The organism is Bacillus sp. EB600, from assembly GCF_024494385.1.
Lineage (GTDB): Bacteria > Bacillota > Bacilli > Bacillales > Cytobacillaceae > JAEVLT01.
This window is the reverse complement of record NZ_JAEVLT010000032.1, coordinates 1-24,423: the sequence shown is the minus strand read 5'-3', so window position 1 is coordinate 24,423 and position 24,423 is coordinate 1. Positions and strand designations below refer to the sequence as shown.

The following is a 24,423-nucleotide window of genomic DNA, read 5'->3' as shown; positions in this document are numbered from 1 at the left end:
CTCCACAGATGCTTTGTATATAGAATAGTACGAGTGCTCATAATCAAAAACAGAAAAATGCTTTGGAAAAACTCCAAAGCGGGTTATTGAATAAGAAAGTCCAATTGATGATAATCAGGGTTTCTCTCTAAAGACTCCTGACAGTCCTCACAAATGGAGGTAATTTGAATATCGCCGAATGGGTCATATGAAACCATTTCCAATCTTTCTTGGTCAGTTAATTTATCGAGCCCCAGGCTTTCAATGTTTACCGCAGTCTTCTCAATTTCACCAATTTTCGTTCCACAATGGCGACAATAGTATTGTATAGCCATCTCAATACCTCCCTAGTCCAAACTTACTATTTAAAAGTATGAGCCTATTATGGGTAATTTATTCAAGCATTGATTGGCTTTCGCTTATTAATCCCGTATTAATGGGCAGGAAGACCCTAACCATATAGCCTTAGAGAAAACGAAGAAGCACAGGTGGGGGGTAACTGCCCGTAAAAACCCGATTGGTTTTACTAACAATCAGTGGGGATGAACTCCCACTGATTGAAGTTTCACCTTATTCCATTGTATGAGTGTAAATGCACCATCAGAATCTATTATTGATTGTATTCGTTCATAACTTGCAAAAAAGGCTTCTCAAGCCATGTATCGCATGCAGCAGCGCCCTTTTTCACAGCATCTAGGATCAGTGCTTGTTCTTCTTTTAAAAAGCGGCCTAGCACATAATCTGGAACCTTCATCCCTTTTGGCGGACGGTCAATTCCAATTCGAATTCGGTTAAACTCTTGGGTACCAAGATGAGCAATTGTCGACTTTATTCCATTATGCCCGCCGGCACTGCCTTTCTGGCGCAGTCTTATTTTTCCTACTGGTAAATCGAGGTCATCATAAACAATAACAACATCTTCTATATCAATCTGATAATAATCGATTACCGCTCTAATAGCTTCTCCAGACAAATTCATATAGGTCAGAGGCTTTAAAAGTAATACCTTTTCCCCTTTATAAAAACCAATTCCATATAATCCTTTATGCTTTGATTGGTCCAGTGGGATGGTAAATATCCGTGATAATTCTTCGATAACCTCAAATCCAATGTTGTGCCTCGTATGCTCATATTGCTTGCCAGGGTTACCTAAACCAACAATACATTTCATTTCTCCCACCTCTTGTCTATCAGTCCTCTTTCCTAGAATGGAGGATATCACCCTGTTAAACATTCTCTAACGTCTATTATTATGATAACAAAGTTTTGAACTTCGATAACTATCTAGCTCCAGCGCCCGGCGACTAGTGTACCTCGCTAAACGTGTCCTGCCGCTTTTAATTTAACCGCAAAAGACGTAACCGTGAAAGGCTACGCCTATTTCCCTATTCCCCTGTAGGTTTTGTTTCTCTGCCTTCTTCATTATCAGGTGGACCAGCCTCTTGCTGTTCACCCGAATTGATTTCTTCTTCCTGTTTAGGAGGAAGAATGGAGACAACGACTTCCTCATCATCATGATTAATGATAAATGCTCCTGCTGAAGGGATGTCAGCAATTGTAATTGTTTCTCCTACTTTAAGATTGCTTATATCCACCTCTACCTGTTGAGGAATATTTGTTGCCGAAGCTGTGACGGAAATTTCATAAAGCGGCTGCTGCAAAACACCGCCATCCTTGACCCCTGCAGCTTCACCTACCAGAACAAGCCTGACATTTACATTTATTTTAGAAGATTTATCAACTGCTAGAAAATCAGCATGGATAATTTCCTTTTTCATTACATCTTCTTGATAGTCAGTTAGAATCACATCATGTTGATCACCATTGACATCAAGTGATATAATCCCGTTTCTGCCTACTAAACGAAGTGTTTTTGTTAAGTCTGCTGAGTTAATCGAAACAGGCTGGCTTTCAACCTTTGCCCCGTAAATAACCGCGGGGATTTTCCCATTCATACGAAGCTTCTTTACTTCCGATTTACGAAATTCCTTGCGCTCTTTGGCTTGTAATACAGTACTCATGTTTATCACCTTCCTAATTTTGTTGTCAACTTCTATATAAAATTCCCCAAAATAGGAAGGTCTAAACGTTGTAGTTCTAATTAACCAGTAAATATTGAGTTCATCTCATAGTATATTTTCATAATATTTATTGTTAAAAGGAAATGCTAATCGATTATTAATCAAACAAGGTGCTTACTGACTGTTCTTCATGAACCCGGATAATTGCTTCCCCGATTAATGGTGCCACAGAAAGTTCGACAATCTTATCGATTCTTTTCTCTTCTGGAAGGTTAATGGTATTCGTGATCACTAACTCTTTGATCTTTGAGTTCTGAATCCTTTCAATTGCAGGACCGGATAATACCGGATGTGTACAGCAGGCATACACTTCAGAAGCACCGTTCTCCATTAATGCGTTAGCTGCAAGCGTAATCGTTCCGGCAGTATCAATAATATCATCAATTAGAATAGCTACTTTCCCTTCAATTTTACCGACGATGTTCATTACCTCGGCAACATTTGGTCTTGGCCGGCGCTTGTCAATAATCGCAATTGGGGTTTTTAAGCGTTCAGCCATTTTTCTAGCGCGAGTCACCCCGCCGTGGTCTGGTGACACAACCACAAGGTCCCCATCAAGCTGTTTATTTTTAAAGTACTCAGATAAAATTGGCACACCCATCAATTGGTCTGTTGGGATATCAAAGAATCCTTGAATTTGCGGTGCGTGTAAATCAAGAGTGATCATTCGTGTTGCTCCAGCTGTTTCAAGCAGGTTAGCAACCAACTTAGCTGTGATAGGCTCACGGGCACGGGCTTTTCGATCCTGACGTGCATACCCATAATAAGGTACGACAATATTAATGGTCTTTGCTGAAGCACGCTTTAAAGCATCAATCATAATTAATAACTCCATGATGTTCTCATTGACTGGGGAGCTCGTCGATTGAATAACAAAAACATCACAGCCGCGAATACTTTCTTCAATGTTAATTTGAATTTCCCCATCACTAAAACGGGTGACTGAACATTTTCCCAATTCCACTCCAATTACCTTTACAATTTCTTCTGCAAGGGGTCTATTCGAGTTCAACGTAAAAACCTTTAAATTTGGATCTAAATATTGATTCGACATGATTGGCCTCCATATTTTTATCGCTTTATTTTTTCAAATTAAGCTTATTTACGTAATTTTCCTTGTTTACTTGACGGGCACGGGCAACAGATAATGCTTCGGTTGGAACGTCATCTGTAATCGTTGAACCTGCAGCAATATAAGAGCCTTTTCCAATTGTAACAGGAGCAATAAGATTTGAGTTACACCCCACAAAAACATCATCTTCAATTTTCGTTAAAAATTTATGTTTACCATCATAATTAACGGTAATTGAACCGCAGCCGATATTAACATTGTTTCCGACCTCAGCATCACCAATATAGCTTAGATGTGAAGCCTTGCTTCCTTTTCCAAAAACAGCCTTTTTAAGCTCAACGAAATTACCAATCTTCACTTCGTCACTTATACTTGAGTCGGGACGAATATGGGCAAATGGTCCAATCTTTACATGCGAACCAATTGTGCTGTTATGAGCAACAGATTGATGAACAACGGTCTCATTTCCAATTTCACAAGCCTCTATTTCTGTGTTGGGGCCAATTTGACAATCAGATCCAATAACAGTTGTTCCCTTTATCATCGACCCAGGGTAGATAATTGTATCTTGTCCAATTTGAACATCTGCTTCGATGTATGTATTGGCAGGATCAATAATCGTTACTCCGTTACGCATATGATTTTTATTGATCCGGGTCCGCATAATTCGTTCCGCTTCAGCCAAAGCAATTCGGTCATTTACCCCTAATGTTTCCTCAAAAGCATCCGTTTGGTAGGCAGTGACAACTTCACCTTGATTTTTTAAAATTTCTATTACATCGGGCAAATAATACTCACCTTGAACATTTTCATTTGATACTTTTTTGAGCGCCGCAAATAGTGCCGAATTGTCAAAGCAATAAGTTCCGGTATTAATTTCATTGATTTTACGCTCAGCATCTGTTGCATCTTTGTGCTCGACAATTTTTTCAACCAGACCGTTCTCATTTCGAATGATTCGGCCGTAACCTGTCGGATCTTCCATTTTTGCAGTTAGAATGGTTGCCTTTGCTGCTACCTCTTCATGCTGCTTAAATAGTGCCTCCATCGTCTCTGCTCTTATAAGGGGAGTATCCCCGCAAACGACAATCGTTACACCATCTTTGTCACCTAGAATTTCCTCCGCCTGCATAACAGCGTGGGCTGTACCAAGCTGTGATTCTTGAAGTGCATACTCTGTTTGCCCACCAAGTTCTACTTTTACCTTTTCTGCACCATGACCAATAATGGTAACAGTTTTTTGTATGTTAAGCCTTGAAATTTGATCTACAACGTGCTGTACCATTGGCTTGCCGCATACGGGATGCAGTACTTTATACAACTTTGACTTCATCCGAGTCCCTTGTCCCGCGGCTAAAATAACAGCATAACGATTAGACATGAACTAGCCTCCAATTTACCTATTTATCCATAATGAATATTATCGTAAATGGCGAGTCTTTTCAAGGAAGGAAAATGGAAGGAAATTATTTTTCTTAAAAAGGAGATAGGAGAAAGGAGTTTTTCAAGTGAACAATAGGTTTTGACTACACAAAAAAAAGGCCCTACTTATGAAGTCAGGCCTAGTTGCAAGTTGCATAATTTTTTTAAGAAGCTCCAGCTTCTTCAAACTCAACTTCTAATTCCCCTAACCGGTGATACTCAGCCAAGACAGCTTCTTGAATTTTTCCGCGTGTTCCTGAATTAATCGGATGAGCAATATCTCTAAATTCTCCATCTGGTGTTCGTTTACTAGGCATGGCGACAAATAAACCGTTGTTTCCATCAATTACACGAATGTCGTGGACAACGAATTCATTATCAAGTGTAATTGAAGCAATTGCTCTCATTCGACCATCTGTATTTACGCGACGCAGCCTTACATCTGTTACTTCCATGTGTTCACACCCTTTTCTGGTAGAAAATTTAATCTAGTAAAATAATTCAACAATTGTAAACGTTTTTCCTTCTTGAATTTTAATTTTTTTTAGAAAAAATAGGGCATTTTAGTGAACATTTGAAAAAGTTTAGAGGAATTATAGAAAAAATGTAGAAAAAGCGCTTGTTATTTAACAAGCGCTACTACTTCAATCTCGACTAAAGCATTTTTAGGCAACTTAGAAACCTCAACACAGGATCTGGCCGGCTTATGGGCGGAGAAAAACTCGCCGTATACTTCATTTACCACTGCAAAGTCATCCATATTTGCGATGAACACAGTTGTTTTGACAACTGTTTCAAATGCTGCTCCTGCTGCTGCTAATACAGCTTCCAGGTTTTGAAATACCTGTCTAGTTTGGTCTTTTACATCCCCAGCAACCATCGTTCCATCAGCCTGCAGCGGAATTTGTCCTGAACTGTAAAATAAATTATTTACCAAAATCCCTTGCGAATATGGTCCGATTGCAGCAGGTGCTAAATTTGTATGAATCGTTTTCATCTCAATTAAACCTCCCTATTCCTTTTTAAAAAGAAATTTCCTTCATGAACGCTAATTCTTTTTTCCTTTACATCTACATCTGCAAGCTTTACTAATGATAAGTATTCATCAACTAGCCGTTCTTCAATTTTTTCGGCCTCTACTAGTACAGCAATTCCCGCAACATTTGCGTTAAATTCCTCAAGTAGATTGATCATTCCCCTTACCGTTCCGCCTGCCTTCATAAAATCATCAACAATTAAGACATTTGAGTTTTGAGCAAGACTTCTCTTTGCCAAGACCATTGTTTGAATTCGTTTGGAGGATCCGGACACATAGTTGATACTAACAGTTGGCCCTTCGGTTACCTTACTGTCACGCCTAACAATGACAACAGGAGCATTTAGCTGACTTGCGACTGCATATGCGAGTGGAATACCCTTTGTTGCAACAGTCACAACAACATCAATTTTGGCGTTTGCATAGGCGGAGGCAATGATTCGGCCTGCCTTTTGAACAATGGCAGGATCCCCAAGGATATCCGTTAAATACAAGTATCCCCCTGGTAATAATCGATCAGAGCTTCCAATCAGATTACATAGTTTTTTGACAAATGGCTTCGCTTTTTCCTCACTGACCTTCACAAAGAACCTGACACCACCCGCTGCTCCCGGGACCGTTTGGAGTGTTCCAATTCCCCTCTGTTCAAATGTCTCTTTTACTATAGCCAAATCCTCACTAATGGATGACTTAGCTGATGTATATCGATCAGCAAAAAAAGTCAATGAAACAAGTTTATTAGGGTGCTCCAGCAAATAATTCGTCATATCAATTAGGCGTTCACTGCGACGAAATTTCATAGTTAACCTCCAAAAACCGAATGTTCTATAATAAATATATCACTATTGTACGGGTTTAATCAAGAGGAAACCGATCACCTAACATCCTGACAGCAAAGACCTGATCGCAGAACCCTCTTAATCCATTATAGATTCGGTGCATTCTGGAATCATGCTGAACAATCCCAAAAACAGTAGGACCGCTGCCGCTCATTAACACTGCGTCTGCCCCAAAGCGCTTCATTTGTTCCTTAATTTGGGCTACCTCCGGGTGAAGATGTAAGGTGACTTCCTCTAGGACATTCCCAACATTTTGGCAAACCCGACGGTAATCATTCCTTTCAATCCCTTTTATCATTTCACTAATATTAGGATGTATCACACTTTTTAAGTCAAGACGTCGATATACTTCTGCAGTTGACACGCCAATAAATGGTTTTGCCAAAATAACCCAGCATGTCGGTGGTGCCGGAAGTTCAGTAATCATTTCACCACGTCCTTTTGCAAGGGCCGTCCCTCCAAATACACAAAATGAAACATCCGAGCCAATTTCAGAACCAATTTCCGCCAATTCTGCTAATGTCAGACCAAGGCCCCATAGCTTATTAAGACCCCTTAAAGTCGCAGCAGCGTCACTTGAACCTCCTGCCAAACCCGCCGCAACTGGAATGATCTTATCAATCGCAATCATTACACCTTTTTTCACTTGAAATCGTTCTTTTAAAAGCTGGGCCGCTTGATAAGCCAAGTTGCGCTGATCATCAGGTACAAAGCGATTATGGGATACGATTTTAATTCTATCTTCATTAAGTAATTTGAGTTCAATTCGATCTGCCAGATCAATGGTAGTCATGATCATTTCTACCTCATGATAACCGTCAGAGCGTTTATGTAAAACATCTAATGAAAGATTGATTTTTGCCGGTGCTTTTACTAAAAGCTTCACACAAGTCCACCTACTTTTAAATTATCCACGTTCCATGCATTTTTTGTCTTATTTTATCACAATAGACCAAAAGCAAGACAATCATACAATATTGTCATTCAAATAACTTATTTTAGCATTAATGAAAGAAAAGCGAAAGCGGCCGTTAAGCGGGGTAGGGACTGAAGCACACTGACTGAGATAAGGTGAAACTTCAATCAGCGAATGTTTTTCTCACTGATTGTTAGTTGCGGCCCATAGGAAGTGGGTGGGCGCTGTAGCTAGACAATAGAAAAGTGAAAGTGACCCGTTTAGCCCTCCAAAACAGTAAAAGACCAGGGAAACTCCCTGGTCTTTGCCGTGATGAATGTTTGTTGTTATAAGCAACTAGAAGTGAGTGTGCGTCTATCTAGAGTGTGATTGGATTGGTTTTAGCGTTTATTCAAAAGCTGCTGTTCTGCAAGCTCAATCGCCCGCTTCACCATATTTCCTGCATCCCTTGCCCTGATGCCGCCCCAACCCTCTTGCCTGACGACATCATAGAAACCTAGCTCCTTTGCAAGCTCCTCTTTAAAACGATCGGACATAACACCTCTTCTTCTGCCCATCTAAAAACCCCTTTCATCATTCACGGCCTTATTAGTTTGTTATGCTGGCAATATATTATCCGTAAAAAACAAAAGTGTAAGCGCCCGGTTAGTACACTAGTCGCTGGGCGCTGGAACTAGACGTAAAAAGTAAAAAGCAGTAAACCAATGTTTACTGCTCGGTAAAGAAGAATATTTAGCTTAAAGCTACCTGTCCTGCTGCATCTTCAAAGAATGTAATTTGAACTGTTTCCGTTAGTACATCGGCATAGCTGTATGAAACACGTTCAAAAGCATTTTCATCCTGGTCCAACTCAATTACAAAAACAGACGGATAAGTTTCAGCTAAGACACCGGAACGTTCAATTGTTTTCCTGCGTCCTCCGTTTGCTTTTAGTAAAAGCCTTTTTCCTAAATTCGAATCAAGTGACAATTTAATATCGGCTAAGGTCTTTGGCATTCGGTCCACCTCACGATGTAAAGTATAACACGCTGACACAATTCTGTCAATCAAAAACATAAATTATATCAAGACAGTAAAAAGATTGTCAACAAATTTCGTTCTACTTTTTCTTTTAAATTTCAACATTTATAGCTTTACCTTAAAAGGAAAAGAATATGTGTTATTACAAAAAAAAGCAGAGGCCATCTTGCTGTTACTCATCATAAACGGGCCGATAGGGCATCCCTGTCCGTAGTACACCCTTTGTTTCAATGCCTCCAAGTCCCTTTTCACCTGTTAGTGTGTTTCGTAATACATCCCAAACGTTAATACGCTCCATAAATGGGGTAAGGCTGATCTTTGCCACAATATAAACCGGGTCCAGCGCATGAATGTTAATCCGCGCGGGTGAACTCGCATAATTTGCTCCTGCATGGATTAGCGATTCAAAATGTGATTGGCAGGCTCCTGCAAAAATCACCAACTGATCCAAATGGGGAGTCTTCCTTCGCGCTTCTATAACTGCTTGAACAAAATGCTTTGAATGGCGGTAAGCATTAATGTCTGTGATTTTGCCTTTTGCCCTTGAGTAGGCATCATGTCCCGTAATGACAAGAATATCAGGACGATAATAATCAAGCAATTGTCCAATCTTTTGCGGCATTTCCTTTTCATTACAGTGCATTCCAAACACAGGTATACCTATCTTTTCATATACAGTTAAACACTTTTTTAAATAGGCTTCATCTCCATCCAAGTGAAGAACCTTACCAGGAATTTGAAAATAATTTGATTGTTTTGCATATCCACCCGTTGTTTCATATTCCTGACGCTGTTTTAATAAATCTATATCCTGAGCAAAAAGTCGAAAGGATTGCTCTTCTAATGATCTGTATTCCTGTGTAAACTTGTTCCGTTCACTTTGATTTATGGTAACTAAATCCTCACACGGAGCATCGGCAACAAGGCGATAATCCTCTCCATAGAGGATTGCTGTTTTTTGACCATTTGTTTCAGTAATATCGATTACCCTAAACAAAATATCACAGTTATATGACCTTCTTGCGACAATATCCATCAACTTAATATCCACTGTCGTCACTCCAATAAGACCAAACAATAGGCCTTCCAATTAAGAAAAGTATTCTATCATAGGCTATGCAAAAGGTAGAGGACTTGTGAAAAGAAAAGCGGAAGCGCCCGTTTCACCTACAAAAAAAGACCTTTAAAAGGTCTTAGTGAAAAAGCGGATATAATTCATCACTTAAACGGCCAAATTCCTCCAGCGAGAGCGTTTCACCCCTTCTGCCAGGATCAATTCCGCTTGCATGTAATGCAGTTACAATGTTCTCTTTCTTTTCTTTTCCGTCAGGCAGTTGACTTGTTAAATTATTTAACAGCGTCTTTCTCCTCTGGGCAAAGCTCGCCCTCGTCACTTGGAAAAAGAAATCCTCATCTTTGACACTAACAGCAGGCTCCTCCAGCCTCGTTAATCTAACAACCGCTGAATCAACATTCGGCTGCGGCACAAAAACAGTTTTAGGCACAATCATAACCGTTTCAGCCTTTGTATAATACTGAATGGCTATCGAAAGAGACCCATAATCCTTCGTTCCTGGTTTAGCAGAAATTCTGTCTGCCACTTCCTTTTGCAGCATCACAACAATACCGCGAATCGGGAGATGCTCCTCAATGATTTTCATAATGATTGGGGTCGTCACATAATACGGCAAATTGGCAACGACCATTATATCTTTACAATCAGTAAATTCCTCATCAATAACCTTTGCCACATCTGCTTTTAATACGTCTTGATGAATCACCTTTACGTTAGAATAGGGAGAAAGTGTTTCTGCTAAAATTGGCAGCAGGCGCTGGTCAATTTCAAACGCAACTACCTTTTTACTGGAGCGGGCAAGCTGTTCAGTCAATGCTCCTATCCCTGGCCCGATTTCAATCGCTCCGATATCTTCACTCAACTCAGCGAAATCAACAATTCTTTTTAAGATATTAGTGTCAATCAAAAAGTTTTGGCCAAGACTCTTTTTAAATGAAAACCCATACTTTTCAAGAATTCCCCTGGTCCTTATTGGTGTTGCAATATCTTTATCCATTTTGTTCCTCCCGTCCTATTACAGCGAGGGCAGCAGCAAATGTCTCCTTACTAATCTGAAACATCATTAAACGCTTATGCAGCTGCTTCCCATTTGTGTATCCAATTTTTAATAGCTTTCCAAGCTGTATCCTTCTTTCTTTCGCTCCTGGGCCACCAATCAAGCCTGCTATTAATAAATCTTCCTGGGTAATTTCCTCTGAGATTTCGTCATGCATCAATTGAGCATCTTTCAACGCCTCTCTTATGACATTAGGTTCAGCATGCTCCACCCCAAGTTTCTTTCCATTTTTACTGATGGCCACTTCTTTTGTTAAAAATGCATGCTTACAGCCTGGTACCTTTTCAGTAATTGTTTTTCTTATTTTTTCACCGGGATAGTCTGGATCAGTAAAAATAATTACTCCCCTTGTTTTTTGGGCCAATTTAACTTTTTCGATTGTATCCTGGTTTAGTGCTGAACCATTTGTTTCAATTGTATCAGCATCTACAGCCCTCTTTATGGCCGTTGTATCGTCTTTACCTTCTACTACAATGATCTCTTTTATCTTCATACGATCCTCCAACTAGTAAGCCTAACGCAGGATTTATAAGCAGGCATTCTATGTATTTATAGACACAAAAAATTATCGTGAAATAAATGATAAAAAAATGAAATATTTTTGTAATCTTAGGCGTATAAACACTTGAAAATGCTCATAAGATGAAGTAAGATCATTTTATAAACAATGTTTAAACACCATAGATGTAAGTATAAAGAAATTTTTACAAAAAGCAAAAAAAAACAGAGGATCCCCCTCTGTCCATAAATTAATTCAATACCGTAATTTTGACCTTTTTTAATCCCCAACGGTAGGCTTCTGCTTTTGAAGATATGAAAACATCAATCTTGTATCCTTTTATTGCTCCTCCAGTATCAGCTGCAATCGCATATCCATAACCATCGACATACACCTTTGATCCCAATGGGATTATTCTCGGATCGACTGCGATCACCTTAGCATTTGGGTTGGCACGTAAATTCAGCCCAGTTGCGGTATTGCCTGAACAGCCATTGCAATCCGCCGTATAGGCAGTTGCACTCACATAGTACTCATTTCCACCGTTGTCTTGTCCACGGGAAACCTGATTAGACAATTCTTTAGCTCCGACAGCCACGACTTTATCTTGCTTCTCTTTTACCAAATTGGTACTGATCAAATTTCGTAAAACTTCTTTTCCGTTTTCTAGGGTGACTTCATATTGCTTTGAATTAACACCATTTACCCCTTCAACCAATGTTTTTTCTGATCCTTTGTCTAAGTTTGGATCCATTTGCGAGACAACTGCAAACTGGATTGGTTCTTCCACCACATCGGTGACCTTTTCTACTCGAATGACATTAATTACATCATTCTCTTTTACTGTCTCATTCATTGACGGTTCAACTCGGTCTAAATCATTTAGTTTAATGCCTTGTTGCTTCAAAAAGTCAGCGACCGTAGTCGAAGTGGACCAGATTTGTTGTTGATTTCCACCATCCACCAATGTAAGGGATTTTGCCACTTTAAGGTGGACCATCATTTTGGCCTTGATTGGTTGTAACGGCTTGGGTATGATTTGATCATGTGTTTTCAAAGTAATTTTCTGCTCTTTTAGTAACTCAGCAACCGTATCGGCTGTAGTCCAAACCGTTTTCTTCTCGTTGTCTTTGACAATTTCAACCTGTTTTGCTTGTTTCCAGACAATTTTCAAGTTGTTTTTCAACTTTGTGCTTGCCTTTGGAAAAACATAGTCTTTTGAGTGTACTGATACATTTTGTTCATCGAGTAATTCTTGAACTGTATCTGCGTGTGTTCTCACAACTTTTTGCTTGCTATTCAAAGTAAGTGCAACCGATTTTTTAGTACTTTCACTCCAAAAAATTCCTACTGCAGCTGCAAAAACTACGAAACTAGCAAAAGCAATGGCCACTTTCTTGCTACTCAAAGACTTGGAAAACAGGTTTTTCATGTTTTTGAATACGATGAAAAACGCCTCCCTTTCTCGGAGTAATTATTTAAAAGACGTGTTGTCGGCGGTTATCCCTTGCATTTGCCTAAATATTAGTTCTAATTATGCAGAGTTTTGGACAAATTGCAAAGAAAAACTCTTCGACACAATCATCCTATGAGGTAAAGGAGGCGTGTAGAACTTCTAGTTTTAACAAAAATTGAGACAAGCTTCATTCATTTTCGACAATATTTACTGTCAGTTTATGCCGAAAAATTTTTTGGCGTTTTTTGAAGTTACTTCAGCAACTTCCTCATATGTAATTCCTTTTATCTCTGCTATTTGTTCAGCAACCAATTTTACATAACCAGGTTCATTTCGCTTGCCACGGTATGGGTGAGGGGTTAGATATGGACAGTCTGTTTCAATTAAAAGTTTATCTAAAGGAATCTCAGCTGCAACCTCCTTTGGTCTTTTTGCGTTTTTAAATGTTACTGGTCCACCCAACGAGATATAAAAGTTCATATTTACACATTCCTGCGCAATTTCAGGACTTCCGCTAAAACAGTGCATAATCCCCCCTACTTCGTCAGCCTTCTCTTCCTTTAGAATTTCGATTATGTCAGCGGTCGCCTCACGGTTATGAATTATAACCGGCAAATGCACTTTTCTGGCTAACTGTATTTGTTTTCGAAATACAACTTTCTGAATATCTTTTGGTGACTTATCCCAATGATAATCTAAGCCCATTTCTCCAAGGGCAACAACCTTTGGATGAGCAGCAAGTTCTTCAATCCAGACTAAATCTTCTTCCGTCATGTCAATAGCATCGACTGGATGCCAACCAACACTTGCATATAGAAAATCAAAGCGGTCCACCAACTCCATTGCTTTTTCAATTGTCGGACGGTCAAAGCCAACGACAACCATATGGGTTACACCTGCCTCCTGTGCCCGGGCTATCACTTCATCTAAATCATCCTTATACTCTTCCGCATTTAAATGGGCATGTGTATCAAATAACATCATAATGCTCCTTTACAATTTTTCTTGCCAATCATAGCTAAAAAAATAGAAATGTCCCGAAAATTGTTACACGTGGAACATTTCAAACGAAAAGCGGAGGAGCCCGTTTAGCGACGTATAGACTGAAGCACATCGACTGAGATAAGGCGAACCTTCAATCAGCGAATGTTTTCCTCGCTGATTGTTAGTTGCGGCCCACAGGAAGTGGGTCACGCAGACGTTGCCACAGGATGTGGCGGTTTTAGTCTGTGTTCCTATAACCGCGTATTAACGGGCAGTTGAGAATTTACTGCCCGTTAATACGCGGCAAAGGAAACACGAAGCGCATTAGCGCGTTCGTGCTTGACTCATCGTAGGGAGATGGGCGAAGTCTACTAGTCGCTAGGCACCGCCGCTAGACATTTCTCAAATTTCGAAGCCTACTTTACCTTCGAGCCGTTTGGCAGTGTTTGATCGACAGTGGCGATTGATAGCTGGCCATCTTTAGAACCAGCCAAAATCATCCCCTGTGAAAGTTCTCCGCGCAGCTTCACAGGTTTTAAATTGGTAATACAAATGACCTTCCGTCCAACTAATTCCTCTGGTTTGTAGTATTGGGCAATTCCTGATACGACCTGGCGTTTTTCATACCCAAGGTCTAGCTGGAGCTTCAAAAGCTTATCTGCTTTTTTAACTGGTTCACAGGCTGTAACCTCTGCTACACGTAAATCGACTTTCATGAAATCATCAATGGAAATTTCAGCAAGCTCTTCTGGCTTTTCTTCTTTCTTTTCTTCAACAGGAGCTGCAGGTCCTTGCATTTTCGTTTTAATGAATGCTACCTCTTCCTCAATTTCAAGCCTTGGAAAAATAGGCTGTCCCTTTTCTACTTTCGTACCACTAGCGATCAAACCAAACTGTTCAAGGCTTTCCCATGTTGTAAGGGTCTCGTCATTGATGCCTAATTGCTTGAAAATCTCATTAGGCGTACGGGTTAGAAACGGCTGAAGAAGAACAGCAATTCTGCGTAATGACTCAGCTAAATGAACCATTACACTTGCAAGCCGCGGTTTATTTTCTTCATCTTTTGCTAAATTCCACGGCTGTGTTTCATCAATATATTTATTGCTCCTGCTTACTAATTGCCAAATAGAAGTCAATGCGACTGAAAACTCCATTTTCTCCATAGCTTCTTCATAATTAGAAACCACTTCACGGTTCATTTTAAGTAGGGCGGAATCATATTCCTCAGTTGAATTGGAGTAATCAGGAATAACACCATCAAAATATCTGTTAATCATCGCAACTGTCCGATTCAACAAATTCCCTAGGTCATTAGCTAAATCAAAATTAATTCTTTCAACAAAGCCCTCTGGTGTAAAAACGCCGTCTGCACCGAATGGAACCTCTCTTAATAAGTAATAACGTAATGCATCAAGACCATAGCGGTCAATTAATGTAACCGGATCAACAACATTCCCTTTTGATTTGGACATTTTTCCATCCTTCATCAAAAGCCAGCCATGGGCAAAAACCTTCTTTGGAAGCGGAAGATCTAAGGCCATTAACATAATTGGCCAATAGATGGTGTGGAACCGAACAATTTCTTTTCCAACAATATGAACGTCTGCAGGCCAATACTTTACATACTTCGCATCATTTTCCGTACCGTATCCAAGGGCGGTAATATAATTCGACAATGCATCTATCCATACATAAATGACGTGCTTTGGATCACCAGGTACTTTAATTCCCCAATCAAACGTTGTTCGGGAAACAGCTAAATCCTCCAACCCTGGTTTGATAAAGTTATTAATCATTTCATTCTTACGGGACTCGGGCTGAATAAATTCCGGATTTTCCTCGTAATATTGAAGCAAGCGGTCGACATACTTGCTCATTCTGAAAAAGTATGACTCTTCTTTCACTTTCTCAACTGGTCTGCCGCAATCCGGGCAGTTTCCTTCAACAAGCTGTCTGTCAGTATAAAACGATTCACAAGGAGTACAGTACCAGCCTTCATATTGATCAAGATAAATGTCACCTTGCTCAAGCAGCCTTGCAAAGATTTTCTCAACAACTTGTTTATGACGATCTTGAGTTGTCCGAATAAAGTCATTGTACGATATATCCAATTTTTTCCACAGTTCTTGAATACCGCTGACAATCTCATCTACATATTGTTGTGGGGTAACCCCCTTTTCTTCCGCTTTCCGTTGGATTTTTTGCCCGTGTTCATCCGTACCAGTCAAATACATAACATCATAACCACGAAGGCGCTTATATCGCGCCATTGCATCACCAGCAACCGTTGTATAGGCGTGACCTATATGTAAATTTCCACTCGGATAATAAATTGGCGTTGTCAGGTAAAAGGTTTTTAACTTCTCCTCCATATGTATCCTCCTCAAATATTGATAATCGATCCCTATTGCAACATTATTGCCTTATTTAGCTAATTCTAAAAAGTAAGTCAAACCATTACTACCAGGCTTTCAACTAAAATACAATTTTGTGCAAAATGAATATAATTATTATACTGCAAAATATACCGAAAGATGGCATTTTCTGCAACATCGCAGCACCTCAAGTCATTATGTAAAAAAATTCAAATTACCCCCAATAACAACGAATGGCGTTTGAATAGTATATGGTAAGTGCAAAATATCTAAAACCTTGTCGAAACTCTTTGAATTGATACCAAAAAAGCACTTTTATTTTTTCCAATTAATGAATACCAAATTTTCTTCTGTATAAACTACGAAACCCCGCTATATTAGCATTTGTTTGTTTCTAATCAAATTCTAATATTATTTTCAGAATAAAATAATTGACGGATTTGGGAATGGCTGGTATTATAGAAGTAAGAGAAATTTGTCGAATATTGACGAATTAAAAAATAGAGAGATAATATTGAACATTTTGAGAGGAGATTCACAATATGAAATCTACTGGTATTGTACGTAAGGTTGACGAATTAGGCCGTGTCGTTATTCCCATCGAATTAAGACGTACTCTAGGCATCGCCGAAAAGGATGCTCTTGAAATATATGTTGACGATGAACGCATTATCTTAAAGAAATATAAACCAAACATGACTTGCCAAGTAACTGGTGAAGTTTCAGATGATAACCTATCTTTAGCTGGCGGTAAGTTAATTCTTAGCCGTGAAGGTGCAGAACAGCTTCTAAAAGAAATTAAAGAGAATTTTAACCTAGCTAACTAATAACAAAGAATTAAGGAACGTACTAAAAAAGCTTCTCCAAAATGGAGAAGCTTTTTTAGTTTTCGATATGAAATACTTGATAAACGTCTCTTTTATGTAAGCCACGGTCTTTTGCTGTCAGCTTGATTGCTTCCTTCGATGAAATGTTTTGGGTTGAAATATAATGATTTACATGCTCTTCAACAGTTAGCTGTTCCCACCAGCTTGCCTCTTCTTCATCATCAAGTTCATCTGCACCCTCAACAATCAAGCAAAATTCACCGCGGATTTCCTCGTTGTCAGCCCAGGAAACTGCCTCTGATATTGTGCCTCTAATAAATTCCTCATATTTTTTGGTCAATTCTCGACAAAGAACGATTTTACGGTCACCGAAAGTCGCCTTTATCGTGGCCAAGGTTTCCTTAAGGCGATGTGGGGATTCATATAAAATAATCGTTGCTGTTTGTTTTTTTAATTGTTCTAACTCCTTTTTCTTTTCCCTTTTCTGCCGATTTAAAAAGCCATAAAAATAAAATGGCTGGCAAGGCAGTCCCGACGCAATTAGGGCAGTCATAGCGGCGTTGGCCCCAGGCAATGGAACCACTGTCAGCCCTTCCTCCACCGCAGCCGCAACCAGCTCATAGCCTGGATCAGATATCGTCGGCATGCCGGCATCACTGACAAGCGCAATTTTTACGCCTTCTTTTAACTTCTCCATAAGTTTAAACCCACTGGATTCTTTATTATGTTCATGATAGCTGATAATTGGCGTCTTTATTTCAAAATAGTTGCATAGCTTTTTCGTATTCCTTGTATCCTCTGCGGCAATAAAATCAGCTTCCTTTAATAATCTGATCGCCCGGAAACTCATATCCTCTAAATTTCCAATCGGGGTTGGGACTAAATAAAGAATGCCCTTCTGGTCTTCATTTTCAAAGCTTTTTTGCTGCCACATCATATTCACCCATTTCCTCTTTTAAAAACTCAATTTTTTGTTTTCGCGTAAACTGCTTAAAGTGATATTCAGCCTTTAATGCCTCGCTTTTGCTTGAAAAGCCTTGATAGTATGTCAATGTAACAGGGCCTCGTCCCCTTGTGTATTTAGCACCCTTGCCTTCGTTATGAAGCTTAATACGGCGTTCCAAATTATTGGTGTAGCCTCCATAAAAACTTCCGTCCTTACACGTTAATACATAAAAAAAATGTTGATTATTCTCCATATAAAATCTCGCGAATCTCCTTTGTGTATTCATTTTTTTCATTATAAACATACAAGGGAGGTAAAACTTTTAAATCAGGACTGCCATCCTTTGTGGCTTCAATCAATAGGGTATTTGCTTCCTTACCCTCTTTCGGGTATACAAATTGAATTCTCTTCGGCTCTAGTCGATACTGCTTCATCAGGCTAACCATCTCGATTAACCTCCCAGGCCGATGAACAAAGGCAACTTTACCACCTTGTCTAACCAATTGGCCCGATACCCGCACCGCATCCTCCAGTGTACATAAAATCTCATGCCTGGCAATCGCAAGATGCTCATTTAAATTTATTTCCCCCGTCGATGGCGTAACAAAGTATGGGGGATTGCATGTTACAACATCATATTTACCAAACCCAAGCAATTCGGGCATATCTTTAATATCACCGTGAATCATCTGTAGTTGACCCTTAAGACTGTTATATTCAATACTTCTTTGCGCCATATCAAATAAACGTTCTTGAATCTCAACTCCAGTTATGTTTCCTTTTGTCCGTGTACTTAAAAAAAACGGAATCACACCATTACCGCTGCATAGGTCAATTAGGTTGCCCTTTTGAATCGGGACATAAACAAATCGCGCTAATAACACAGCATCAATCGAAAATGCAAATACAGATGGACTTTGGATGATCCTTAAATCCTCTGCAAGCAAATAGTCTAATCGTTCATCATCTTTTAAATTAACCATAGATGTAACATTCTCCTCAAAAGATGTAAAAAATAGCCTTCCTAATAGGAAGGCGTCCAATTATTTTTTGTTGAGAAAAGAAAGACAGAATAGACAATCTCCCTCTTTTCGCAGGCTTCCAAAATGTAAGCTGCAAATATGAAAGCCTTCATGGTAAAGACGGGCAAGATTATCATACCCCTCACCAATATCAAAAGGTTTATCCAATACCACCGGATGTTCAGCATGACTGTTCCCATTGCCTTTTTCCGATCTTTTCTTGTCTTCAAGTTTTCCTGTTGAAGCTAGAAGGTGTCTTAAGTTCTCATTTTCAAGCTTTAGCGATTGATTCTCCTCTAGTATTTCAGCTAAATGCGTCTTAAATTCTCCAAGCTGTTGATAAAGATTACCAATCTGGGTTTCCATATTACTTACTGAATCAAAGATTTCTTTTTTATCCACGTCTTCCACCTCATTACTCTGTGGATTGTATAGAAAAGGCGCCCTCTTTAATGATTTCATCCAATGTATATTCGAGAACACGATCTTGTTCCTTTAGCTCCACCTGAAGTACTCGCTCTAATAAATTTAATCCCACGACTTTACCCGTACCGTGTGGAGTGGCAATGATTTCTCCTAGATCAGGAAGCTGCTCCTTTGCTGTTTCATACTCATCATTTTCATACTTCAAACAGCACATTAGTCTTCCACATAAACCAGAAATCTTGGTAGGATTCAAAGATAAGTTTTGATCCTTGGCCATTTTAATTGAAACCGGATCAAAATCACCTAAAAATGTAGAACAACAAAGCATTCTTCCACATGGACCAATCCCACCTAACATCTTGGCCTCATCCCGGACACCAATCTGACGCAGTTCAATTCTTGTCCGGAATATTGCTGCTAAATCTTTTACAAGTTCACGAAAGTCAACCCTGCCGTCCGCAGTAAAGTAAAAGATAATTTTATTTCGATCAAATGTATATTCAACATCAACTAGCTTCATATCGAGCTGATGCTCATTCACCTTTTCATTGCAAACCTGGTAGGCTTCCTCAGCAGCTTGTTTGTTTTCTTCAACAATCATACGATCCTTTTGATCTGCAATTCGAACAACTTTTTTCAATGGAAGGACGATATCGTGCTCGCCTACCTGTTTCTTGGCAATGACAACCTTGCCATGTTCAACACCGCGTACCGTTTCCACGATCACAAAGTCGTTTTTTTGAATTGAGAGGTCACCGGGATCAAAATAATAGATTTTACCCGCTTTTTTAAAGCGTACTCCTACAACATCATACAAATGTAGATCCCTCCTGCAACTTTAACACAAGCTGTTCCATTAACAGCTGGGAATTCATATTGGCTTGCAACTTTCTCTTTGCCTCGAGAATCGCTGACATCTGCTCTGCCAGACGCCGACTTGATACCTTTAAAGCAGATTGTCTTAACTGCTCCAATTCCTTTTTATAAACAACCTGCTCTTGTTTCTCTAGTTGTATATATAATAAATCCTTGAAAATAAGAAGTAAAAGATCTAAACCATGATCAATCTGCTCTTTTTCCTTGAAGTGCTGATGCCATTCACCTTGAAGCTGAACCATTGCCTCAAGACTATTTTTTTTCAACACTTCATATAATTTTAACACTATTTTTTGAGCTTGTGCAAACCAATCATCGACATTTAATGCAATTGCCTCTTCTGGATTATTCGTCAAATGCGCTAATAACAAAGCGTTTTCAGGATTAACGCCGTTTTCCACTAATTGCTTGGCCATGACATTTGGTAGTAATTGCTTAAATGATAAAACCTGGCACCTGGATAGTATGGTCGGTAATATTTGCTGAAGTTGTTCCGTTAAAAGGAAGGCAACTGTTTGAGGGCTCGGTTCTTCAAGGAATTTTAATAAACTATTAGATGCACTAACGGACATTTTATCCGCATGGACAATCATATAGATCTTTCTTGTAGATTCGACAGCTTTTTTTGAAAACTCCTCCTGCAATTCCCTAATCTGCTGTTTCTTTATTGATAAACCATCAGGCTCAACAATATGAACATCCGGGTGGTTGCCATTATTTACTCGTTTGCAATTAACACAATGCTCACATGGCTGATAGCCGTCTATCGGTGCTTTACATAACAGTGACTTCGCTAATAACATTGCTGTTTCCCGTTTACCGGTCCCGCGCATGCCTTCTAATAGATAGGCATGCGCCACCCTATTTTTCAATATACTATTTTTCATCATTGTTAACACTATTGGCTGAAGCTGTTCAAGTTGGACCCATGTTTTTTCCACTATAATCACTCTCTTACCGTTTAAATTAGCAATATTACCGAATCAACCACTTTTAAAAGTGAAGAAACTGATCTACTGGAAGGACAAACACTGTTGCTCCTCCTACTTCCACATCAATCGGCTTTGGAACGTAAGAGTCAACATTTCCCCCCATTGAGGAAAGCGGAGCAACCAATTGGTCCCTTGACCTGCAATTCTCCTGAATAATCTGCAAGGCCTTATCTACACGGATATCTTCCGTTCCGATCAAAAAGGTTGTGTTCCCCGACCGCAAGAAGCCCCCTGTAGTTGCAAGCTTCGTTGTTCTAAAATTATGATCCATCAATGCCTTTGATAAACGATTACTGTCCTGGTCCTGAACAACTGCCACTATTAACTTCATTTTATTCAACTCCTGTTATTGTTTCACCGATATAGACTTGCCTTTATTATAACAGGTATTACTATCGTAATACATTCTGTAGAATTGACGGTACCTCCAAGCAATGACTGTTTCAAAAGCAAAAGAAGCCTTGGTTAGGCTTCTTTGTTTAATCGAACTTCGATAACTTTGGCTGCGTCCTCTAACACCTCTTCAAGACTTCTTGACGCATCAATTTTTACGATCCTTTCTGGGAAACGCTCCAATAATAGCTGGTAGCCTGAACGTACTTTATGGTGAAAATCGAGTGACTCTAAATCAAGGCGGTTTACTTCCCTGCCTTTATTTTTACTGATCCGCTGAAAACCTAATTCAGGTTCAATATCAAAATATAACGTTAGCTCAGGCATCATGTCCAAAATGGCAAACTTATTAATCCCGAGAACCTCTTCAATCCCTAAACCTCGTGCATATCCTTGGTAAGCAAGTGAACTGTCAACAAATCGATCGCATAATACAATTTTTCCTTCCTCCAAAGCAGGCCTCACCTTTTCGACAAGGTGCTGTCTTCTTGCCGCCGCATAAAGAAGGGCTTCTGTCCGTGCGTCCATTGCTGTATTTTCCTTCGCCAAAATCACACTGCGAATCTGTTCAGCTATATCAATTCCACCTGGTTCCCTTGTTAGCAAAGAATTCTCCAGCCTTTTTGCCAGCATGCTGATAATGGTTGTTTTTCCAGCACCCTCCGGCCCTTCAAATGTAATAAAAATTCCCTTAGTCATATACTTACTCCTTTATTTTTCCTTTGTATCAAATACCTTTATCTTATTTTGTTTAAGGCTTGATCCACCTTGAAATTTTGCTTGATCGTTTATCAATCTTATTAAGCCTTCCAGCCTATCTTGGGTAATTTTTTCACCCTGTAAAAGCAATGGTATGCCCGGAGGATATGGAATTATCATTTCGGCTGCGACCATTCCGGCCGCTTCTGATAGCGATATATCAATTACCTCGAAATTTTTCATCTCTTTATACCCAACGGTTAAGGAAGAAATCTGCTTGTTTTTACGAGGAATAATCTCCATCATTCGTGTAGAAGAAATACCTGCAAATGCCGCTTTTATTTTTGCCAAGGCTTCTTTAAGAGGGTATATTTGTGTTTCCTTTACTAACGGCAGGACAAACAATATGTTGTAAGGATCAGCTAACTCTGTGAATATCCCTACTGCTTCAAGCCTTTTTTGAAGGGAAAGTCCACTATGTCCGCAGGTTGACTGGATCGTTACCTTTAACAGATCACCTGTACCGGAATAGGGAAGAACCCTAATACTAGGAATATCAGCAAGTCCTTCTTTAAAAGATTGAATTTCTTTTTCCAATAAAGCAATATCACTGCTTTCGTAGGTAGCCAAATAATATCTTGCCAGATCCAACGATGCCATAATTGGATAGGAAGGGCTGCTTGATTGGAAGATATGTAAGTACTCCATTACAATCTGAACATCAATTAAGTCACTATTATAATGTAAATAAGACCCCATTGTCATTGCGGGGAGTGTTTTATGAGCAGACTGTACGACCAAATCAGCCCCCAGCTTTACGGCTGATGGGGGAAAGGGATCACCGAGAATAAAATGTGCACCATGTGCTTCATCGACCAGAACAGGAATATGGCGCTGATGTGCAAGCTCGATCATTTCTTTGAGCTCATAGGCAATTCCGTAATAATTAGGGTATGTCAATATAAGTGCCTTTGCTTTTGGGTAGGCTGTAATAGCCTCTTTAACCGTTTGAATATCAACTCCAACTGCTATTTTCCAATCTTTATCATAGTCTGGTTCCAAAAAAACAGGCTCTACTTTTGCTAATTTCAAAGCATTTAAGATCGACTTATGACAGTTTCGTTGAACTAGTACAATATCATCTTCTTCACATACAGACATAACCATCACTAAATTTCCCGCAGTTGATCCGTTAATCAGAAAAAAGCTGTTTTTCACGCTATATAAATTAGCTAATAAAGACTCTGCCTCTAAAATCGGACCCTCGGGGGAATGGAGATCGTCTAAGCCTGACAGCTCAGTTGCATCGATTTTTAATATCTTCTCAAAAAATGCACCTTCAATTTTTGGAAAAACCCTACCAAATTTATGGCCCGGTACATGAAAAGAAATTGGATCATTATAAATATGGGCAGTGAGTGCTTTATACAAAGGCTTTTTAAATTGATTCATATATACTAATACTTCCTTCTGATAGTCTCATTTATTTTAACAAATATATCATTCGGTTTCCTGCTTTCTTTTTCAAAAAAAAATAAGCCCTTAAAGGACTATGTTTATGAGAATATTTCTGGAGTTGTTATTTTTCTAAGCTGTTTTAGATAGTATTTATATTTTGGATTACTAATTTCCGTATGAATTAAATCCTTTTCACAATCAGTACAAATAAAAGATGTGTATAGATGTATTCCTTTTGACTTCATTTGCTCACAAATAACACACCTTTCTCCATACTGACGCTGTACTAATGGTGAACTCAAATTCCCCACCTCCATACACCCATTCTTTCCAGGTTAATTATTTGCATACAATTTTAAGAATATTTTTTCGTTTAGACCCTCATTTTATTTTATGTTACCTCGTGCATTTGGGTGTATGTCTATTCTGCATTTCTTACAAAACTTCGTACTTTTTGTATTTTTATTCAGTTTAAATGAAAGTTTCTTATTGTTTTAAAAAATATTTAACTATTTTAGATTAATGCTTACACTTTTAACCATGTCTTTTTCATTCGTGAGGCGTAAAAGCATGTTAACTTCTAAATTTTAAGCGTACAAAAAGGACAACCCCGATCAGGTTGTCCTACATTCGCCTGGCAACGTCCTACTCTCACAGGGACTTGCGTCCCAACTACCATCGGCGCTCCAGAAGCTTAACTTCCGTGTTCGGTATGGGAACGGGTGTGACCTTCTCGCCATTGTTACCAGACTACTTTTGAGGCTCATTCCCTCAAAACTAGATAATATAGAAGAAGTATAAGAACGAGTTCGCTTTACTCATTTTGTCTAGCTCCAGCGTCCAGCGACTAGTGTACTTCGTACTTCTCCCTACGATAAGTCAACATCGAATCGCTTACGCTCTTCGTGTTTCCTTTATCTCAGTCGAAGCACTCCAGTCCATACGTCGCTAACCGGACGCTTCCGCTTTTCGA

Annotated in this window: 28 protein-coding genes and 1 rRNA gene; 1 reads left to right on the top strand and 28 read right to left on the bottom strand. The window is 39.3% G+C overall.

Annotation, left to right across the window (positions count from 1 at the left end; translation table 11 throughout):
• Positions 1-83 precede the first annotated feature (83 nt).
• The 17 genes from fin to metG all read right to left on the bottom strand — a co-directional run bounded on the left by fin (position 84) and on the right by metG (position 15,808).
• Positions 84-314 (bottom strand): anti-sigma-F factor Fin, encoded by a 231-nt coding sequence (fin, locus tag JN080_RS22280; protein WP_256238176.1) that lies wholly within the window; start codon positions 312-314, stop codon positions 84-86.
• A 275-nt stretch (positions 315-589) separates the two neighbouring features.
• Entirely contained in the window at positions 590-1,150 is a 561-nt protein-coding gene (gene pth / locus JN080_RS22275; protein WP_256238175.1) for an aminoacyl-tRNA hydrolase, read from the bottom strand.
• A gap of 214 nt (positions 1,151-1,364) precedes the next feature.
• A complete protein-coding gene (locus JN080_RS22270; RefSeq protein WP_256238174.1) occupies positions 1,365-2,000 on the bottom strand; it encodes a 50S ribosomal protein L25/general stress protein Ctc in 636 nt (211 codons plus the stop codon).
• Between the two features lie 157 nt (positions 2,001-2,157).
• Positions 2,158-3,114 (bottom strand): ribose-phosphate diphosphokinase, encoded by a 957-nt coding sequence (locus tag JN080_RS22265; RefSeq protein ID WP_256238173.1) that lies wholly within the window; start codon positions 3,112-3,114, stop codon positions 2,158-2,160.
• 25 nt (positions 3,115-3,139) lie between these two features.
• A complete protein-coding gene (gene glmU / locus JN080_RS22260) occupies positions 3,140-4,513 on the bottom strand; it encodes a bifunctional UDP-N-acetylglucosamine diphosphorylase/glucosamine-1-phosphate N-acetyltransferase GlmU (protein WP_256238172.1) in 1,374 nt (457 codons plus the stop codon).
• A 205-nt stretch (positions 4,514-4,718) separates the two neighbouring features.
• Positions 4,719-5,009, bottom strand: a complete 291-nt coding sequence (gene spoVG / locus JN080_RS22255; RefSeq protein ID WP_003347151.1) for a septation regulator SpoVG — start codon at positions 5,007-5,009, stop codon at positions 4,719-4,721.
• A 167-nt stretch (positions 5,010-5,176) separates the two neighbouring features.
• On the bottom strand, positions 5,177-5,551 hold the full coding sequence (locus JN080_RS22250) for a RidA family protein (RefSeq protein WP_256238171.1): 375 nt from the start codon (positions 5,549-5,551) through the stop codon (positions 5,177-5,179).
• 5 nt (positions 5,552-5,556) lie between these two features.
• Positions 5,557-6,390 carry a pur operon repressor gene (gene purR / locus JN080_RS22245; protein ID WP_256238170.1) on the bottom strand — a complete coding sequence of 278 codons (834 nt, stop codon included), beginning with the start codon at positions 6,388-6,390 and terminating at the stop codon, positions 5,557-5,559.
• Positions 6,391-6,445: 55 nt separating this feature from the next.
• Complete coding sequence (gene ispE / locus JN080_RS22240) at positions 6,446-7,315, bottom strand: 4-(cytidine 5'-diphospho)-2-C-methyl-D-erythritol kinase (RefSeq protein ID WP_256238169.1); 870 nt, start codon at positions 7,313-7,315, stop codon at positions 6,446-6,448.
• Positions 7,316-7,725: 410 nt separating this feature from the next.
• Positions 7,726-7,902 (bottom strand): small, acid-soluble spore protein, alpha/beta type, encoded by a 177-nt coding sequence (locus tag JN080_RS22235; RefSeq protein WP_256238168.1) that lies wholly within the window; start codon positions 7,900-7,902, stop codon positions 7,726-7,728.
• 175 nt (positions 7,903-8,077) lie between these two features.
• Positions 8,078-8,341 carry a biofilm formation stimulator Veg gene (gene veg / locus JN080_RS22230; protein WP_256238167.1) on the bottom strand — a complete coding sequence of 88 codons (264 nt, stop codon included), beginning with the start codon at positions 8,339-8,341 and terminating at the stop codon, positions 8,078-8,080.
• Positions 8,342-8,537: 196 nt separating this feature from the next.
• On the bottom strand, positions 8,538-9,416 hold the full coding sequence (yabG, locus tag JN080_RS22225) for a sporulation peptidase YabG (protein ID WP_256238166.1): 879 nt from the start codon (positions 9,414-9,416) through the stop codon (positions 8,538-8,540).
• 142 nt (positions 9,417-9,558) lie between these two features.
• A complete protein-coding gene (gene rsmA, locus JN080_RS22220; RefSeq protein WP_256238165.1) occupies positions 9,559-10,437 on the bottom strand; it encodes a 16S rRNA (adenine(1518)-N(6)/adenine(1519)-N(6))-dimethyltransferase RsmA in 879 nt (292 codons plus the stop codon).
• Positions 10,430-10,990 (bottom strand): ribonuclease M5, encoded by a 561-nt coding sequence (rnmV, locus tag JN080_RS22215; protein ID WP_256238164.1) that lies wholly within the window; start codon positions 10,988-10,990, stop codon positions 10,430-10,432. Before rnmV ends, rsmA begins: the two co-directional genes overlap by 8 nt.
• A gap of 256 nt (positions 10,991-11,246) precedes the next feature.
• Complete coding sequence (locus JN080_RS22210) at positions 11,247-12,428, bottom strand: G5 and 3D domain-containing protein (RefSeq protein WP_256238163.1); 1,182 nt, start codon at positions 12,426-12,428, stop codon at positions 11,247-11,249.
• Between the two features lie 237 nt (positions 12,429-12,665).
• Positions 12,666-13,433, bottom strand: coding sequence for a TatD family hydrolase (locus JN080_RS22205; RefSeq protein WP_256238162.1), 768 nt, complete (start codon positions 13,431-13,433; stop codon positions 12,666-12,668).
• A gap of 419 nt (positions 13,434-13,852) precedes the next feature.
• Positions 13,853-15,808 (bottom strand): methionine--tRNA ligase, encoded by a 1,956-nt coding sequence (gene metG, locus JN080_RS22200; protein ID WP_256238161.1) that lies wholly within the window; start codon positions 15,806-15,808, stop codon positions 13,853-13,855.
• 545 nt (positions 15,809-16,353) lie between these two features.
• Here metG and JN080_RS22195 point away from each other — a divergent pair.
• Positions 16,354-16,638 carry a transition state genes transcriptional regulator AbrB gene (locus JN080_RS22195; RefSeq protein ID WP_256238160.1) on the top strand — a complete coding sequence of 95 codons (285 nt, stop codon included), beginning with the start codon at positions 16,354-16,356 and terminating at the stop codon, positions 16,636-16,638.
• A gap of 55 nt (positions 16,639-16,693) precedes the next feature.
• On the opposite strand, the gene rsmI is transcribed toward JN080_RS22195, so the two are convergent.
• From rsmI to rrf, 11 genes are all read right to left on the bottom strand, one after another.
• Complete coding sequence (gene rsmI, locus JN080_RS22190) at positions 16,694-17,572, bottom strand: 16S rRNA (cytidine(1402)-2'-O)-methyltransferase (protein WP_256238200.1); 879 nt, start codon at positions 17,570-17,572, stop codon at positions 16,694-16,696.
• Positions 17,550-17,837 (bottom strand): GIY-YIG nuclease family protein, encoded by a 288-nt coding sequence (locus JN080_RS22185; RefSeq protein ID WP_256238159.1) that lies wholly within the window; start codon positions 17,835-17,837, stop codon positions 17,550-17,552. The genes rsmI and JN080_RS22185 overlap by 23 nt, the downstream gene beginning before the upstream one ends.
• Positions 17,827-18,567, bottom strand: a complete 741-nt coding sequence (locus JN080_RS22180; RefSeq protein ID WP_256238158.1) for a tRNA1(Val) (adenine(37)-N6)-methyltransferase — start codon at positions 18,565-18,567, stop codon at positions 17,827-17,829. Before JN080_RS22180 ends, JN080_RS22185 begins: the two co-directional genes overlap by 11 nt.
• A 60-nt stretch (positions 18,568-18,627) precedes the next feature.
• Positions 18,628-19,008 (bottom strand): DNA replication initiation control protein YabA, encoded by a 381-nt coding sequence (yabA, locus tag JN080_RS22175; RefSeq protein ID WP_256238156.1) that lies wholly within the window; start codon positions 19,006-19,008, stop codon positions 18,628-18,630.
• A gap of 13 nt (positions 19,009-19,021) precedes the next feature.
• Positions 19,022-19,849 (bottom strand): PSP1 domain-containing protein, encoded by an 828-nt coding sequence (locus JN080_RS22170; protein ID WP_256238155.1) that lies wholly within the window; start codon positions 19,847-19,849, stop codon positions 19,022-19,024.
• Positions 19,842-20,849, bottom strand: a complete 1,008-nt coding sequence (holB, locus tag JN080_RS22165; protein WP_256238154.1) for a DNA polymerase III subunit delta' — start codon at positions 20,847-20,849, stop codon at positions 19,842-19,844. Before holB ends, JN080_RS22170 begins: the two co-directional genes overlap by 8 nt.
• Positions 20,850-20,901: 52 nt before the next feature.
• Positions 20,902-21,231 (bottom strand): cyclic-di-AMP receptor, encoded by a 330-nt coding sequence (locus JN080_RS22160; RefSeq protein ID WP_256238152.1) that lies wholly within the window; start codon positions 21,229-21,231, stop codon positions 20,902-20,904.
• Positions 21,232-21,365: 134 nt separating this feature from the next.
• Positions 21,366-21,992: a dTMP kinase gene (gene tmk, locus JN080_RS22155; protein WP_256238151.1), complete on the bottom strand. Its 627-nt coding sequence runs from the start codon at positions 21,990-21,992 to the stop codon at positions 21,366-21,368.
• 12 nt (positions 21,993-22,004) lie between these two features.
• Positions 22,005-23,444, bottom strand: coding sequence for an aminotransferase class I/II-fold pyridoxal phosphate-dependent enzyme (locus JN080_RS22150; RefSeq protein WP_256238150.1), 1,440 nt, complete (start codon positions 23,442-23,444; stop codon positions 22,005-22,007).
• 104 nt (positions 23,445-23,548) lie between these two features.
• Complete coding sequence (locus JN080_RS22145) at positions 23,549-23,767, bottom strand: sigma factor G inhibitor Gin (RefSeq protein ID WP_256238149.1); 219 nt, start codon at positions 23,765-23,767, stop codon at positions 23,549-23,551.
• 315 nt (positions 23,768-24,082) lie between these two features.
• Positions 24,083-24,200 (bottom strand): 5S ribosomal RNA (gene rrf, locus JN080_RS22140).
• Positions 24,201-24,423 lie beyond the last annotated feature (223 nt).